We start from the raw sequence: 16647 nt of genomic DNA, 5'->3' as shown, positions 1-16647 counted from the left end.
GGCGACAGGTTCAGCCTAGCGAGCCGTTTCGTCTGTATTATCTGTATTTGTTTCATCAATCTGAGTGGTGTCTAAGGATTCAAGCTTCGCACGCTCAGCCTTAGAGACATAACCAGATTTAGCGGGCACGCCAATTGTGGCTGGGTCGACTTTATTTAGTCTGGCCTTGGCGCGTTTAGCAATTTTCTTGATGATCTTTTGTTTCTTGTTCATGACGTCTCTAATTTCGTTTCGCACCCGCTATGCGCAGGAATATGAGGCCAAGGGCTCAATTGAGGGCGGATTCTAACTCAATCTGAGCTAACTGACCATGCTTTGCTGTATTTTGTCGAAAAAGAACCGTGCATTCAATCTTTGGCGTTATCCCTTTATTTAGTACAAGTCGTTTGGTACAAGAAATAAGCATAAGCGTTTTGAGTTAGGGTTATGCAATAGAAGGCGCGTATTTTTCGATGTGTACTGACAATACGTACTATTAGTGCAGGTCAAAAGTCATTATATTGCTTAAGGATTATTGATGTTGAAATTGACTAAGGTGAGCCGTAGCGTTCATACCTTGAATTGAGGAATATACGTTGTTAACTAAAATGACCTTTTTTGAACGCTTTGAGCGTGACATCTTAAGTGGCGCGAAAACCATTACGCTGCGTGATGAAGCCGAGTCCCATGTTGAGTCAGGACAAATATTACCGGTTTCAACTTTTGAAACGGATCGCTGGTTTTGTGACATCCAAATTGTTGATGTGACGCCTGTAACACTCGCCGAGCTGACAGATGTGCATGCCGAGCAAGAAAATATGACATTAGCGCAATTACGCAATGTCATCGCCGAGATTTATCCTGGTCTTGAGCAATTATTTATGATCCGTTTTAACGTGTTACCGCAGTAAAAATAGTCAGCTTAATGGGGCATAAAAAAAGCGTAAAAGGCAGCACGGCCGCTTTTTACGCTTTCACTATTTCAATCGGATACCTAGCGGCGCAATGATATCGTCCAAGGTAGCAGCTTTTGGGCGAGTTGGTCAGCTTGGCCTAAACCAATTGCGGCGCGATGGCGCATTCTATATAAGGCTTGGTAGCACAAGGGCACCAAATATAAGCTAGTCAAAGTCGAGAACGACAAGCCACCGATAATCGCAATAGCCATGGGAGAATAGGGCGGTCCGCCGCCACCAATTTGGGTCTCACCCATTGCCAGCGGCACTAATCCCAGAACTGTAGTACCTACTGTCATTAGTACTGGACGTAAACGCGTGATACACACATCTCGAATGGTGTCGGATAATTTGTCGAGATCTGGCGTCATCTGATTAATCTGATCCACCAGAACTATGCCGTTATTCACCACTATGCCCATTAAAATTAAAATGCCTATCATAGCCATCACAGAAATAGGGGTGCCTGTGATAAACAACGCCCAGAATACACCTGTGATAGAAAATAGGATCGAGGTAATAATCGCCGTCGGTAACAGTAGAGATTCGAACAACGCCGCCATAACAATATAAATCATCGCGATAGCCAAGAGCATATTAGTCGTCATAACACTTTGGTCTTCATCTTGTTGCTCAAAACCACCGCGCAGAGAATAATCGTAACCCGTAGGGAAATGGATATTTTCCATCACTTGCTTGATCTTGGTTTGTGCCTCTTCTGTGGTGAGGTTTTCTAAATTTGCGCCAATCGACAAAGCCGTTTGGCGATTAAAGTGCTTGATCGTATCGAAGCGAGGTTGGATTTCAATCTTCGCTAAGTTATCTAAGGTGTATACCCTTTGGTCTATGCGCACTATGGGTAACTGTTTGAGTTTTTCTAAGGATTTTTGCCATTTTTTCTCGTAGGCCATTTCGATACGCAGCTCGCCATTGGGATCATGACGGAAGGATCGCAGCGGCGAACCGCGCAGTGCCATAGCAATACTCGAGGCAATTTCATTGAGCTTTAAATCTAACCGTGCTGCCATTTGCCTGTCGATGCGGATAACGACTTCCTGCTGCGCGCCGTTTACCTCAGAGCGAACATCTTGTAATCCTTTGATATTTTGCAGTAAAGGCATCACCTGCTCGCTTAAGGCGATAAGTTCAGAGGTTGAGCGTCCTGTCAGTGTGACCCGCACGCCAGAGTTATCATCTCCCCAACCAAATTGCGGTTTTGCGATAGCATACTTAGGGAAGCCACTACGGATGTTCTTTTTCAACTCATCCAGTGGTATAGGTAAATCTTTTTTTAGCAGAATAACTGAAGAACCATCGTCGGGTGCGTAATAGCTGTAGACAGAGTCAATATGGAATTGCTCTTTATTATTATAAAGATACTCTTCCATTTGATTAACCATAGCCTCAGTCACATTGAGGTTATGTCGACCTTCCACTTGATAGTTGATGTAAATTCGTTCCTTGCTCTGGCTGTCTTCTTGATCCTGTTTGACCATAGATAGCGGCAGGGCGGTGGACGCGAGAATGGCCACCGCAATAAAGCCTGAACGCCAAGGTCTAAGTAATACCCAATTGAGGCTGTTGTTGTAAAACTGCTGCAACTTACTGGGCCCTTTGGGAGCCGTTATTTCAAAATGCAACTTAGTCAGCATCAATGGGATCAAGGTTTTAGCCACCAGTAGCGATGCGGCAAGGGAAATACAAATCGCGATGGCAACATGCTCGAGGAAAATCGTCAGTTCCACTTTTACGCCAAAAATATTAGGTAAAAATACAATGGCGGTTGTCATTGTTCCTGCTAATACGGCGAGAGACACTTTATCGACCCCCGTCATGACTGACTCTTCATTATCCTTAGGTAATTTACCTTGTTTTTCCTGCAGCACGCTCTCGGTCACAACCACAGCGTTATCAATTAACATACCGATGGCGAGTAAAAGTCCCATCATCGACAGAATATTTAAGCTGTAGCCGAGTAAGTACATGGCGGCGAGTGTCATACCGATTGAAATTGGCACAGATGACACGACCACTAAGGTCATTTTTAAATTACGCAGAAATAAGTACAGCACCACAAAGGACAGCAGGGCACCGATTAAACCCGAAAACAGTAAGTCCATCAGGGATGATTTTACCCCAGAGGCTTGATCTTCCATGATAAACAGCCGAATACCTTGGAACTGTTGATCTTGTTTCGCTAGTTCGATGACTTTTAGTACGCGTTCAGACACTTCGACTAAGTTAGCGCCTGATTCTTTAAACACATCTAAACCGACAGCATAGTGCTGGTCTAAATGGCGACCTTCGACGCGTTCAGGCAGGGCAAATTGCACTTCTGCAATGTCGCCTAAGGTCAAGCCTGGGATCAGCACCAGTGCTTTGATTTCTTCAAGGTTTCTAAATTCACCCTTAGGCGAGACTTGGTAAACCAGGTTACTGGCTCTGAGTGTGCCAGCGCTAATGACAAAGTTCTCTTTGCCAAGGCGTGCTTGCAAGTCGGTGGCTGAAAAGCCGCTGGCGGCAAGTTTATCGGCATTAATCCGTAGCTCAATCTGTTTTTGTTCAACGCCGTAGAGGCTAACCTTAGAGACGCCTTCAACACGTTCAAGCGGACGTTTAAGCTGTTTATCGAGTAAGTCGAATGCACCCGAAAGCTCGCGGTCGCTCGAAATGCGTATGGTGAGCACGGGCATATCGGCGGTAGAAAATTGGCGGATAAACACCCGCTCAACATCTTTAGGCAGTAAATGGCGCACCGCATCGATTTTTTCCCGCGCTTCTAGGCTCTTAGTGGCAACGTTTTCGCCCCACTTCATGTTGATTTCGATTTCAGCGCCTTCTTGAGACGATTCTGACTCAAGCTCATCGATGCCGCCCATCGTCGCGAGGGATTCCTCCAGCACTCGGGTAATATCGCGCTCGACTTCAGCCGGGGTCGAGCCCTTGTAAGGCACTTGCACCACTATTTGCGGTATATCGATACCGGGGAACATTTCCAACGGTAATAAGCGACTTGAAGCCAGACCAAATAGCAAAATAGCCAAGAAGAACATGCTGGTGGTCACGGGACGCTTAATGGCTAAACGAGTGAGGTTCATGGGCGAGCCTCCTGTGCATCATTTTTAATCTGACTACTTTCTACGGTATATTCCTTGCGATCGAAAAGCGCATAAAGCACTGGCAGCACAATGAGTGTCAATAGCGTTGATATACTGAGTCCAAAAATGACTGTAATCGCCATCGGTGCACGCACCTCGGAGCCATCGCCTAATCCTAGTGCCATCGGCAATAAACCTAAGGTGGTAGTGAGTGTGGTCATCATTATGGGCCGTAACCGTGATTTAGCAGCGGCGCGAATAGCCTCGAGTTTTGGGGCGCCTTCGCGGCGCAGTTGGTTGATGCGATCAACTAATACAATCGCGTTGTTCACTACAATTCCCGCAAGCATGATAAGACCGATAAATACCACCACACTCAAATGGGTTTGGGTGATATAAAGTCCAAGTACGCTACCGGCCACCGCCATCGGCACGGCAAAGAGAATTAGGAGTGGATGCAGCAGTGATTCAAACTGACTTGCCATCACTAGATAGACTAAGAAAATGGCTAAAACAAGCGCAATTTTGAGTGATTTGAATGAATTTTCCATTTCCTCATTCTGCCCACCAAAACGAGCTTGCACCGATGCGGGTAACACTTGTTGCGATAGTATTTGCTGAGCCTGTGTCACTGCATCGCTTAAGTCACCGTAGGCGATATTAGCCGATACAAGCGCGACGCGTTGTTGGCTGATACGGTTAATCGCCGAGGGGCCTAATTGCAGTGAAACTTCGGCAACCGCACTTAACGCAATAGGCTGGCTGCTGTTTGGATTAATGATTAAGGCATCGATATCGCTGATTTGATCGCGCTCCGCGAGTTCGCTGCGTACCAGAATATCAATTTTACGGTCACGCACTGTGTATTGACTGGCAATAGTACCGCCGACGCGCTGGGCAATGCGATTAGCAACTGTTGGCGCATCCATTCCTAGCACCGCTAATCGGGCATGGTCAAAGCGGATACTGAGCTCAGGTTGACCATCGCGCAGACTGGTATTAACGTCAGCAAAACGCTCCGATGCGGATAACGCTTTGACTAGATTGTCGGCGCTGTGCTTGAGCAAGTTTAAATCGTAGCCCGTGAGTTCTATCTCTAATGGCGTTTTAAAGCTAAATAGCTCAGGTTGTTCGATTTTAGCTTCAAGTTCAGGAATGCGGCGCGCGGTATCTCGCAGTACTTGAGTGATGGCGTTATAGGCACTGTGATCGGTGAGTACCACTTGCAAGCGGCCCCAGTTTTCACCTCCGCGAGCGGTGTCTGATGTCATTAAACCCCCACTACCGGCTTGGCTATAAGCATGGTTAACTTCGGCTCTGTCCTGGATGGATAATGCGAGCTGTTGCAATACCTTGTCGGTTTCACTCACCGCCGTACCCGGTGGCAGCAGAATTTCGACATAAAACTCACCCTGATTCATCGGCGGAATAAGCTCCATACCTAAGCGAGGTAACAAGCTAATACAAGCGCCCGTTATTGCAATGGTGAGCAGCAGTGTAGTGATTTGTTGGCGCAGGGCTAAGGCCAATAGTTGGTGATAAACCTTCTCAATACTGTGGTAGATAAAGTTAAACCCTGAGCTTAAAGGACGCATGACTAGCCCAATAAGCCAAGAAAAGAAGCGGCCTAAAATCAACATTAAGGTTAATAGTGCGCTGGGTAAGTAATTAAAAATGAGTCGAATTGGGAAAGAAGATACCGCCCTACTGTAGTGCTTAAACTTACCCATTTTAGTGGTAGGTTTATCATTAAATGGTTTTTTTATCAGTGCGGGTAGGGTTTTAAAGCCTTCGCGTGATGCCAGCATAGGGATAGAGGTTAAGGCGACTAACAGCGAGGCCAACAGGGCAAACGTGACCGTCAGCGCTTGGTCTGAGAACAGGGCGCCAGCAATGCCATCGACAAATACCAGAGGCACAAATACCGCAAGTGTAGTGAGGGTTGAGGCAAAAATCGCCCCTGCTACTTCCTTTGTGCCTGTTACTGCGGCGTCTAACTTATTCATACCTTCGCTACGGCAACGGTCAATGTTCTCTAATACCACAATGGCATTATCGACCAACAGACCAATAGCCAACGCAATACCGCCTAGTGACATGATGTTTAAGCTGATATCGGCAAAATACATCATATTAAAGGTGGCGATGACTGAGAAAGGAATCGAGATAGAAATAATCAACGTTGGGATGATGTTACGCAGGAACAGGTAAATCACCAGCATAGATAATAAACTGCCCATCAGCGCTGAAGAGGTCACTTCACTGACCGCACTTTCGATAAACTCGGATTGATCGTAAATCACTTCGAGTTTGTTTTGTTTAGGATCTTGATTGATTTTAGCCAGTTCATCCCGCAGTTTTTTGGCAACAGCCACCGTATTGGCATCACCTTCTTTATAAATGGCCAGTTCAATAGATTCTTGGCTACCGATGCGGGTGATATCACTACGCTCTTTGTAGGCATCGGTGATGGTGGCTACTTCAAATAAACGCACTAAGGTTTGTTCATTGCGATAGACAATAACTTGGCCAAGTTCTTCCAATGAATTGAATTGATTGAGTGTTCTGACTAAATATTCACGATCACCTTGGATAACTTTACCCGCAGAGAGGTTAATATTTTCTTCGTTAATGCGACCTTTAATGTCATCGGCATTGAGATTGAGCTGTGATAGTTTTTCTTGATTGAGCAGAATATGCACTTCTTGCTCTAAACCACCCGATAAACGCACGGCTGCCACGCCAGAAAGGGCTTCTAGACGTCGTTTAAGCTCTTCTTCTGCGTAGGTACGCATTTGCTTAAGATTGGCCTCTGAGGCATTGGGCACCGACAAGGCCAGACGCATTATCGGGTCAAGGTTGGGATTAAAACGCAGTAATAAGGGTTTTTTAACATCTAATGGCAGGGCAATGGTGTCGAGTTTTTCGCGCACATCTAAACTCGCCATGTCCATCGTGGTGCCCCATTCAAACTCGAGAACCACATCTGACATGCTTGAGCGCGAAATAGAGCTAATTTTACGTAAGCCTTTTACCACGCCAACGGCTTCTTCAATCGGTTTAGAGACGAGTTGTTCGACTTCTACAGGCGCTGCACCGTCATACATAGTGCGAATGGTCAACGTAGGATAGCTCAAATCTGGCAGTAACTTCACCGCCAAGCGTGAAAAACCCACCATACCGAATAACATCACCGCCAGCATGAACATCCATACCGTGACGGGCCGTTTAACTGAAGTGCTGATAATTGACATGAATGACTCCAATCAGTTTTTAGCAGAAATAAGATTGAGTGGAGTGATCACTTCGACTAATGATTGATCTTTCAAGTTTTGTTGGCCGCGAGTCACGACTTGATCCCCGGGTTTAATACCACTAATAACCTCTACTAAATCCCCTTCACGGTAGCCAATTTCAACTTCTCGGCGGTTAGCGTTTGTACCATCAATCACATACAGAGCTTGTTTATTATCTTGGTTAATCAAGGCGCTATAGGGGATTGTGATAACATTTTCGTGAGTATCATATTTAAGTTCAACGCGGGTAAACATGCCCGCTTTAAGGCGTGAATCTTGGTTAGGTACGGCGAGTGTCACTTTAAAAGTACCGCTTTGTGGGTCAACAATTGGGCTTATCCGCAGCACTTTGGCATGGATAGCAAGCTTGCTTTGTTGATTGTTAAACACTTGAGCCTCTTGGCCAAGTCTTAAACTTGCCAGTTGTTGTTCAGGTAAATGTAGAATGCCGTGCAGCTCATCTTGGTTAACGATGTAAAAGAGGTCGCCGTATTCCTTGGCCATGTTGCCCGCTTTTACATAACGTTTAGCGACCACGCCGCTGATGGGGGACACCACTTGGCTTTCTGTGACTTGCAGCTTGGCAAGGTCTTTTTTCGCCATGGCCGCTTGTAAGTTGTATTCAAGCTTGGCCATTGAGTCGGCGCTAATAAATTCTCTGTTGCCCATTTTTTTGAGACGGTTTAATTCCTGCTCAATAATTTTGACTTCTGCTTCTGAGCGGTCTAAATCGTATTGTTGTCTTTTTGCATCTATAACAGCGAGCACTTGACCTTTTTGAACACGATCGCCTTCTTCAACAGCAAGTGATTCAATTAATCCAGAAATACGGCTGACGACATTGGCTTCTTGCGGTGCTTCTAAAGTGGCAGTTGTGCTGTAGAAAGATGAAACGTTTCCTTGCATCACGGTAGTGGTTTCAACGGGAATGGCATATTTTTCATCTTTTTTTGCCACTTGCTCCTCACCACAAGCTGCCAGTATTGAAATCATAAATAATGGCAGAATGACTTTAACCGCTTTTGACTTTTCCATAAGAGTATTACCAGTTGTATTTATTGTGATGACATGTGAAAGCAGAAAACATGCCAATATTTAAATTAATTTATTTTCAGTGGCTTATCTTTGCTTTGACTTAAAACTCATTAGTAAACCATATCAAATGTAGCCAAAAGGTTTAAAAAATGATGAAAATAACTATGCATAGTTAATGATGTGAGTATTTATAACAATATATTTTGTACGAGGAAGGACGAATTTGAGGGAAGTTGAGATATAAAAAAAGCGCCCTGAGGCGCTTTTTAATGCATAAATTCTGGGATTTAGCGTTTATCTAAATCAACGAAATCACGCGTTGTTTCGCCAGTATAAAGCTGACGAGGACGGCTGATTTTGTGCCCTGGTTGATCTAACATTTCTTTCCAGTGAGCAATCCAGCCTACAGTGCGTGCCAGTGCAAACAGCACAGTGAACATACTAGTTGGAATACCAATGGCTTTCATGATAATGCCAGAGTAAAAATCGACGTTTGGATACAGCTTCTTAGAGATGAAATATTCGTCTTCAAGCGCAATACGCTCAAGCTCCATGGCGACATCTAATAACGGATCTTTTACTTTTAGCTCTTTCAGCACTTCGTGACAGGTTTCACGCATAACTTTGGCACGTGGGTCAAAGTTTTTGTAAACACGGTGTCCAAAGCCCATCAGACGGAATGGATCGTTCTTGTCTTTAGCGCGTTCAATGAATTCAGGAATACGGTCAACTGAACCGATTTCTTCTAACATTTGTAAACAAGCTTCGTTAGCTCCGCCGTGTGCAGGGCCCCAAAGTGATGCGATACCTGCTGCGATACACGCAAATGGATTGGCACCGGAAGAACCCGCCAAACGTACAGTTGAAGTCGATGCGTTTTGTTCATGATCGGCATGTAAAATGAAGATCCTGTCCATAGCACGTTCAACAATAGGATTCACTTTGTATTCTTCGCACGGCACAGCAAACATCATGCTTAGGAAGTTGCCGGCATAGCTTAAGTCATTACGTGGATAAACGAATGGCTGGCCTGAAGAATACTTGTAGCACATGGCTGCAATTGTTGGCATTTTTGAGACTAAACGATAAGCAGCGATTTCACGGTGATGTGGATCGTTAACATCTAAAGAGTCTTGATAAAATGCAGATAGCGCGCCCGTCACACCACATAACATGGCCATAGGGTGAGCATCACGACGGAAACCTCTAAAGAAGAAGGCTAACTGCTCGTGCACCATAGTATGGTTTTTTACTGTATGTACAAACTCAGTATATTGTGCTTTTGTCGGCAGTTCACCGTAAAGCAGCAGATAACATAGGTCTAGGTAATCGGAGTCAACGGCAAGTTGATCGATTGGATAGCCACGATGTAGCAATATGCCCAGATCACCATCAATAAAGGTAATTGCAGATTCACAAGAAGCAGTCGCAAGAAAACCTGGATCAAAAGTAAAGTAACCTTTGCTGCCAAGTTTGCTAATATCGATTACGTCAAAACCAGCTGTTCCTTGCTTTACTGGCAATTCTATCGAGTCGTTCCCTGGTAATTCTAATTTGGCTTTTAAATCAGCCATACCCCGTTCTCCTTACTTAGTTCTTACTCTGTGAGTGCGGCACTTCAAAACGCCATTACTGTACAGCTATTCTAGATCACATTTCAATTTAAATAAGCGTTTAAATTTGTTAGACCATGGTATAAAACTCTTTACTTTCCTTGCTACAACTGGCACTTACGAGGATAACTGCACAAAAAAAACATAATTTGCATTCTGTGATGTTTGTATTTGACATTTGCCGCGAGTATACTTGCCTCCGCCTAATAAGGGCTGCAAACCACGATTATAAAACACCCTTAGTTTAGAAATTAAATAAGTTGTGTTCAGATAGTTAAGTGTTTGTTTAAACCTTGCTTTTATATTTACTTTTGCCGTAATTTACCTATTGGTTTAAAGTTTGTACAAAAGCGGTTCATATAACAAAAACATGCTCAATGGAGCTGAGTGAGCAGAACGTGAAAAAGCAAAGACCTGTCCATTTAGATCTGCAGACCATTCGCTTTCCTGCAACAGCGATTGTGTCAATTCTTCATCGTGTTTCCGGTGTCATCATGCTGTTCGCAGTTGGCATTCTTATTTGGTTGCTAAATTCATCTTTAGCATCCGCAGAAAGCTTTGCTGGCGTTCAGTCTCTATTTGATCACTTCATCATGAAGTTCATCATATGGGGTATTTTGACGGCATTAGCCTTTCATTTATTCGGTGGCCTGCGCCACTTAGTAATGGATACCGGACGTTGGGAAGAGTTGGCTTCGGGTACCGTATCAGCGAAAGCTGTGTTTGTGTTGACGGTAGCCTTTTCAATTGTAGCGGGGATATGGGTATGGTAACCAATGCAGCAAGTTTTGGACGCAGTGGTGTTCATGACTTTATTCTTATACGCGCTAGTGCAGTGATCCTCGCCTGTTATTCTATATTTTTAGTAGGCTTTATTGCATGTAGTTCCCCTCTCACTTACGACATCTGGCATAGTCTATTTAGCACTCTACCCATGAAAGTGTTTACACTTCTTGCGTTGGTAGCATTGCTCGTACACGCTTGGATTGGTGTATGGCAAGTGCTGACAGATTACGTTAAGTGCACGTCGTTACGTGGTGTTTTACAGTTCACCTTTGTCGTTACCGTATTTTGTTATTTAGCGGCCGGCATTGTTATTGTGTGGGGTGTCTAATTGAGTATTCCAGTACGCGAATTTGATGCTGTAGTGATCGGTGCCGGCGGCGCTGGTATGCGTGCAGCGCTGCAAATTTCTAAAGAAGGTAAAAGCTGTGCGCTTTTATCAAAAGTATTCCCAACACGTTCTCATACCGTATCTGCGCAGGGTGGTATTACCGTTGCATTAGGTAACGCCCATGAAGATCATTGGGAACAGCATATGTACGATACCGTGAAAGGTTCCGATTTTATCGGCGACCAAGAAGCGATTGAATTCATGTGTAAAACCGGTCCTGAAGCGGTTATTGAACTAGAGCAAATGGGTTTACCTTTTTCTCGTTTTGATAACGGTACGATTTACCAACGTCCGTTTGGTGGTCAATCTAGAAACTTTGGTGGCGAGCAAGCTGCACGTACAGCCGCTGCGGCTGACCGTACTGGCCATGCTTTGCTTCACTGTTTATACCAGCAAAACGTTAAGCATAAGACGCAAGTCTTCTCAGAATGGTATGCATTAGATCTCGTTAAAAACGAAGATGGCGCCGTTGTGGGTTGTACTGCGATTGAAATTGAAACGGGTGATATCGTTTATTTCAAAGCCAAAGCAACAATTCTAGCGACCGGTGGAGCTGGGCGTATCTACGCTTCGACCACTAACGCACATATCAACACCGGTGACGGCGTAGGTATGGCGATGCGTGCTGGCGTACAAATGCAAGACATGGAAATGTGGCAGTTCCACCCAACGGGCATCGCCGGTGCGGGTGTACTTGTGACTGAAGGTTGTCGTGGTGAAGGCGGTTATCTGCTGAACAAAGACGGCGAGCGTTTCATGGAGCGTTATGCCCCTAACGCGAAAGATTTGGCATCACGCGACGTGGTTGCACGTTCAATGATGACTGAAATCCGCGAAGGTCGTGGTTTAGACGGTCCATTAGGTCCACATCTGTTACTCAAGCTCGATCATTTAGGCAAAGAAACACTTGAAGCACGTTTACCAGGCGTGTGTGAATTGTCTCGTACTTTTGCTCATATTGATCCGGCCGATGGTCCAATCCCTGTATTGCCAACGTGTCACTATATGATGGGCGGCTTGCCAACTAAGGTCAGTGGTCAAGTTATCCGTAAGAATGAAGACGGCACTGAGCATGATATTATTGGTCTGTTTGCTGTGGGTGAGATTGCCTGTGTATCAGTACATGGCGCTAACCGCTTAGGTGGTAACTCATTGCTTGACTTAGTGGTATTTGGTCGCGCAGCGGGTCAGCATTTAGGTAAAGCGTTAGATGAAACTGACGATCCAAAAGACGCAAGCGATGCGGATGTTCAAGCATCACTAGCTCGTCTAAATCGTTGGGAAAACAATAAAGATGGCGAAGATCCTGCGCAAATCCGTAAGGATCTGCAACTGTGTATGCAGTTAAACTTCTCGGTATTCCGTCGTGGCGATGCTATGGCTGAAGGCTTAGCGCAGTTGAAAGTCATCCGCGAACGTCTTGCGAATGCTAAATTGTCTGATAACTCTCGTGAGTTCAACACTCAACGTATTGAATGCTTAGAGTTAGATAACTTAATGGCAACGGCAATTGCTACGGCTTATGCGGCTAACTTCCGTACTGAAAGCCGCGGTGCTCACTCACGTGAAGATTATTTAGAACGTGATGATGAAAACTGGTTATGCCACAGCTTATTTGATCCTGCGACTGAAACGATGGATCGTCGTGCAGTCAACATGGCACCTAAGCTACGTGAAGCATTCCCGCCGAAGAAACGTACCTACTAGGAGTTGCAAAGATGAAATTGACATTTGCAGTTTATCGCTACAATCCTGATGTAGATACTAAACCGTATATGCAGGATTACAGTTTAGAAGTGGCTGAAGGCTCAGACATGATGGTGCTTGATGCACTGATCAAGTTGAAAGAGCAAGATCCAACTTTGTCATTCCGTCGTTCATGCCGTGAAGGTGTGTGTGGTAGTGACGGCGTGAACATGAATGGTAAGAATGGTTTGGCTTGTATTACGCCAATTTCAACCTTTAAAGGTAAGAAGTTAGAAATACGTCCATTACCAGGGATGCCAGTTGTTCGTGACTTAGTTGTTGATTTAACTCAGTTCTATAAGCAGTATGAGAAGATCAAGCCTTATCTCATCAATGATGAGAAAGCACCAGCCCGTGAACACTTACAATCACCTGAAGAGCGTGCTCATTTAGATGGTCTGTACGAATGTATCATGTGTGCCTGTTGTTCTACGGCTTGCCCATCATTCTGGTGGAATCCTGATAAGTTTATCGGTCCAAGCGGTCTGCTTCATGCTTACCGTTTCTTGATCGACAGTCGCGACACAGCAACAGAAGAACGTTTATCTGAGCTGGACGACGCCTATAGCGTGTTCCGTTGCCACGGCATCATGAACTGCGTTGACGTGTGTCCAAAAGGTCTTAATCCGACTAAAGCAATTGGTCATATTAAGTCCATGCTGTTGAAGCGAGCAGTGTAATGCGAGAACCCGAGCTGAAACCAATAATAATATAGCTCTCAAAGAGTCACTTTCTGGAAGCAGAAGGTGACTCTTTTGCGTATGTAATGGATGACAACGCGCCGTATATCTGGATATCTAGGGGCGGCAGAATTATGCGTCGAAGGTAATCTCTACTGACTGCATATTTAATACTATGGCTAAGCACGTGTATAAAGTTTGAAAGGAATAGAAATGCACCAAGGCATCATGAAAGCCTGGCTCGAATCATCTCACTTAAGTGGCGCTAATTCGACCTACGTAGAAGAGATGTATGAAGCCTATCAAGAAGACCCACAGTCAGTTGCTGACGACTGGCGTGCGGTATTTGATAATCTCCCTCCTGTGAACGGTGCTGCTGTTGATGCGCCTGAAACTGCTCACTCAAAAGTACGTGATTATTTTCGCAGTTTAGCGTTAGAAGGACGCCATAAGAGCTCTGCTCGCGTGACCGATCCTGATATGGATGCTAAGCAAGTTAAAGTCCTGCAATTAATTAACGCCCATCGTTTTCGTGGCCACCAAGGTGCTAATCTTGACCCGCTTGAACTGTGGAAACGCGAGCCTGTTGCTGATTTAGATCCTGCCTTCCATGGCCTGACTAAAGAAGATATGGCCAGCGAGTTTAATACAGGTTCTTTTGCTCATGGTGGTGAAACCATGAAGCTCGCGGATTTGGTAACAGCGCTCAAAGCTACTTATTGTGGTTCTATCGGTGCTGAATATATGCATATTACCGATACCGATGAGAAGCGCTGGATCCAGCAACGTCTCGAGCCTTCCCTAGGTAAAGCCAATTACGATAAAAGTGTTAAGACTCGCATTCTTGAAGGTTTAAACGCTGCAGAAGGTATTGAAAAATACTTAGGCGCTAAATTCCCTGGTGCGAAACGTTTCTCGTTAGAGGGCGGCGATGCATTAGTACCTATGATGCGCGAAATTATTTATCGTGCAGGTGAAGCGGGCACGAAAGAAATCGTCATTGGTATGGCGCATCGTGGTCGTCTAAACGTATTAGTGAACGTGCTAGGTAAGCGTCCTGCTGAACTGTTTGACGAGTTTGCCGGTAAGCATGCTGATACCCACGGTTCTGGTGACGTTAAGTATCATCAAGGTTTCTCCTCTGATTTCGAAACGCCGGGCGGCAATGTGCATTTAGCATTGGCCTTTAACCCATCGCACCTTGAAATCGTTAATCCTGTGGTCATTGGTTCTGTACGTGCCCGTCAAGACCGCCGCGGTTGTAAGGATGGCTTACAAGTCATGCCTATTACTATTCACGGAGACTCTGCAATTGCGGGTCAAGGGATAGTACAAGAGACATTCAACATGTCTCAAACTCGCGGTTTTACCGTCGGCGGTAGCATTCGCATCGTAGTGAACAACCAAGTGGGCTTCACGACCTCTAACCATGCGGACACTCGTTCGACTGAATACTGTACTGACATCGCTAAGATGGTTCAGGCACCGATTTTCCACGTTAACTCTGATGATCCAGAAGCCGTTGCTTTTGTGTCGCAGTTAGCCGTTGATTATCGTAACGAGTTTAAACGTGATGTGGTGATTGAATTAGTGTGTTATCGCCGTCATGGCCATAACGAAGCCGATGAGCCAAGTGCAACTCAGCCATTAATGTATGCAAAAATCAAGAAGCACGCGACGCCACGTAAAATTTATGCCGACAAGTTAATCGCTGAAAATGTGATTGCTGCCGACGATGTCACTGGCTTAATCAACAATTACCGTGATGCATTAGACCAAGGTGACTGTGTGGTTAAAGAATGGCGTCCAATGACGAAACATTCTGTTGACTGGGCACCGTTTATCGGCCGTGAGTGGGATGAAACGTATCAAGCTTCTATGTCGGCTGAGCGTTTACAAAATCTAGCTGACAAAATAAGTTATGTACCAGAGAATCACCCAATACAGTCACGCGTTGCTAAGATTTATAGTGACCGAGTGGCGATGGCCAAAGGCGAGAAGCTACTCGATTGGGGCTTTGCAGAAACATTGGCCTATGCCTCGATAGTGGAAGACAACAAACGCGTGCGCATTACAGGTCAAGATTCTGGCCGTGGTACTTTCTTCCATCGTCATGCGGTAGTGCACAATCAAAATGATGGCACGACTTACATGCCATTGCGCAATGTTAACGAGACACAAGGCCCGATTGATATTACTGACTCAGTATTATCTGAAGCGTCTGTATTAGCATTTGAATATGGTTATGCCACGACTGAACCTGGCGGTTTAACCATTTGGGAAGCACAGTTTGGTGACTTTGCTAACTGTGCCCAAGTGGTTATCGACCAATTTTTATCCTCGGGTGAACAGAAGTGGGGCCGTTTATGTGGTCTGACTATGCTGTTACCCCATGGATATGAAGGTCAAGGCCCTGAGCATTCAAGCGCCCGTTTAGAGCGTTTCTTGCAGATGTGTGCTAACCACAATATGCAAGTGTGTGTGCCTTCAACGCCTGCTCAGGTTTACCATATGTTGCGCCGCCAAGTTGTGCGTCCTATGCGTCGACCTTTAGTCGTTATGTCTCCTAAGTCTTTGCTACGTCACCCATTAGCGGTTTCTAGCTTAGAAGAATTGGCAAACGGTAGTTTCCAAAACGTGATTGGTGAAATCGATACGTTGGAAGCAAGCAAGGTTGATCGCGTCGTATTCTGTAGTGGTAAAGTTTACTTTGAACTACTGGAAAAACGCCGTAAAGAAAATATCACTAACGTCGCGCTCATTCGTGTTGAACAGTTATATCCGTTCCCACATGATGAAATGCTGGCTGCTTTAGCGGATTACCAACATGTGAAAGATTTTGTTTGGTGTCAGGAAGAGCCACAGAACCAAGGCGCTTGGTACTCTAGTCAACACCATTTCTGGGCCGCGGTTCCTGTTGGTGCACAGTTAACTTATGCCGGTCGTGAAGCGTCAGCTGCACCCGCATGTGGTTACCCTGAGCTGCACGCACATCAGCAAGAATCTTTAGTGAACAGTGCCCTAAAATTGACCATTGCACTGTAGAAATAGACATTTTATAAAAGGATAG

Annotated in this window: 11 protein-coding genes; 6 read left to right on the top strand and 5 right to left on the bottom strand. The window is 45.2% G+C overall.

Annotated elements, in window-relative coordinates:
- Nucleotides 1–15 precede the first annotated feature (15 nt).
- Entirely contained in the window at nt 16–213 is a 198-nt protein-coding gene (locus tag ACRN9H_RS00835) for a DUF2986 domain-containing protein (RefSeq protein WP_432312048.1), read from the bottom strand.
- Nucleotides 214–587: 374 nt separating this feature from the next.
- Between ACRN9H_RS00835 and yqfB the strand changes: the two genes are divergently transcribed.
- Nucleotides 588–890, top strand: coding sequence for a N(4)-acetylcytidine aminohydrolase (gene yqfB, locus ACRN9H_RS00830; protein ID WP_432312124.1), 303 nt, complete (start codon nt 588–590; stop codon nt 888–890).
- An 83-nt stretch (nt 891–973) separates the two neighbouring features.
- Here the strand turns inward: yqfB and ACRN9H_RS00825 are convergent, their stop codons facing one another.
- The 4 genes from ACRN9H_RS00825 to ACRN9H_RS00810 form a co-directional block, all read right to left on the bottom strand.
- Entirely contained in the window at nt 974–4033 is a 3060-nt protein-coding gene (locus ACRN9H_RS00825) for an efflux RND transporter permease subunit (protein WP_432312047.1), read from the bottom strand.
- A complete protein-coding gene (locus ACRN9H_RS00820; RefSeq protein WP_432312046.1) occupies nt 4030–7287 on the bottom strand; it encodes an efflux RND transporter permease subunit in 3258 nt (1085 codons plus the stop codon). The genes ACRN9H_RS00825 and ACRN9H_RS00820 overlap by 4 nt, the downstream gene beginning before the upstream one ends.
- A 12-nt stretch (nt 7288–7299) precedes the next feature.
- The gene (locus ACRN9H_RS00815; protein ID WP_432312045.1) at nt 7300–8364 is read right to left on the bottom strand and encodes an efflux RND transporter periplasmic adaptor subunit; all 1065 of its coding nucleotides are present in this window, start codon (nt 8362–8364) and stop codon (nt 7300–7302) included.
- A 287-nt stretch (nt 8365–8651) separates the two neighbouring features.
- Nucleotides 8652–9938, bottom strand: a complete 1287-nt coding sequence (locus ACRN9H_RS00810) for a citrate synthase (protein ID WP_432312044.1) — start codon at nt 9936–9938, stop codon at nt 8652–8654.
- A 416-nt stretch (nt 9939–10354) separates the two neighbouring features.
- On the opposite strand from ACRN9H_RS00810, the gene sdhC reads away from it, so the two are divergent.
- The 5 genes from sdhC (at nt 10355) to sucA (ending at nt 16622) form a co-directional block, all read left to right on the top strand.
- Nucleotides 10355–10750, top strand: coding sequence for a succinate dehydrogenase, cytochrome b556 subunit (sdhC, locus tag ACRN9H_RS00805; RefSeq protein ID WP_076499620.1), 396 nt, complete (start codon nt 10355–10357; stop codon nt 10748–10750).
- The gene (gene sdhD / locus ACRN9H_RS00800) at nt 10744–11091 is read left to right on the top strand and encodes a succinate dehydrogenase, hydrophobic membrane anchor protein (protein ID WP_432312043.1); all 348 of its coding nucleotides are present in this window, start codon (nt 10744–10746) and stop codon (nt 11089–11091) included. Before sdhC ends, sdhD begins: the two co-directional genes overlap by 7 nt.
- Entirely contained in the window at nt 11092–12858 is a 1767-nt protein-coding gene (sdhA, locus tag ACRN9H_RS00795) for a succinate dehydrogenase flavoprotein subunit (RefSeq protein WP_220774203.1), read from the top strand.
- A gap of 11 nt (nt 12859–12869) precedes the next feature.
- On the top strand, nt 12870–13577 hold the full coding sequence (locus ACRN9H_RS00790; RefSeq protein WP_220774202.1) for a succinate dehydrogenase iron-sulfur subunit: 708 nt from the start codon (nt 12870–12872) through the stop codon (nt 13575–13577).
- Nucleotides 13578–13790: 213 nt separating this feature from the next.
- On the top strand, nt 13791–16622 hold the full coding sequence (sucA, locus tag ACRN9H_RS00785; RefSeq protein WP_432312042.1) for a 2-oxoglutarate dehydrogenase E1 component: 2832 nt from the start codon (nt 13791–13793) through the stop codon (nt 16620–16622).
- The last annotated feature ends 25 nt before the right edge of the window (nt 16623–16647 follow it).

It is taken from the genome of Shewanella sp. MF08487 (assembly GCF_050848685.1).
In the GTDB taxonomy this organism is placed as follows: Bacteria; Pseudomonadota; Gammaproteobacteria; order Enterobacterales; family Shewanellaceae; genus Shewanella; species Shewanella glacialipiscicola.
This window is presented reverse-complemented; position numbering and strand designations above follow the sequence as displayed.

Coding starts and splice junctions, on each gene's coding strand:
- ACRN9H_RS00835 (WP_432312048.1), bottom strand. CDS start 213: ATGAACAAGAAACAAAAGATCATCAAGAAAATTGCTAAACGCGCCAAG.
- yqfB (WP_432312124.1), top strand. CDS start 588: ATGACCTTTTTTGAACGCTTTGAGCGTGACATCTTAAGTGGCGCGAAA.
- ACRN9H_RS00825 (WP_432312047.1), bottom strand. CDS start 4,033: ATGAACCTCACTCGTTTAGCCATTAAGCGTCCCGTGACCACCAGCATG.
- ACRN9H_RS00820 (WP_432312046.1), bottom strand. CDS start 7,287: ATGTCAATTATCAGCACTTCAGTTAAACGGCCCGTCACGGTATGGATG.
- ACRN9H_RS00815 (WP_432312045.1), bottom strand. CDS start 8,364: ATGGAAAAGTCAAAAGCGGTTAAAGTCATTCTGCCATTATTTATGATT.
- ACRN9H_RS00810 (WP_432312044.1), bottom strand. CDS start 9,938: ATGGCTGATTTAAAAGCCAAATTAGAATTACCAGGGAACGACTCGATA.
- sdhC (WP_076499620.1), top strand. CDS start 10,355: ATGGAGCTGAGTGAGCAGAACGTGAAAAAGCAAAGACCTGTCCATTTA.
- sdhD (WP_432312043.1), top strand. CDS start 10,744: ATGGTAACCAATGCAGCAAGTTTTGGACGCAGTGGTGTTCATGACTTT.
- ACRN9H_RS00790 (WP_220774202.1), top strand. CDS start 12,870: ATGAAATTGACATTTGCAGTTTATCGCTACAATCCTGATGTAGATACT.
- sucA (WP_432312042.1), top strand. CDS start 13,791: ATGCACCAAGGCATCATGAAAGCCTGGCTCGAATCATCTCACTTAAGT.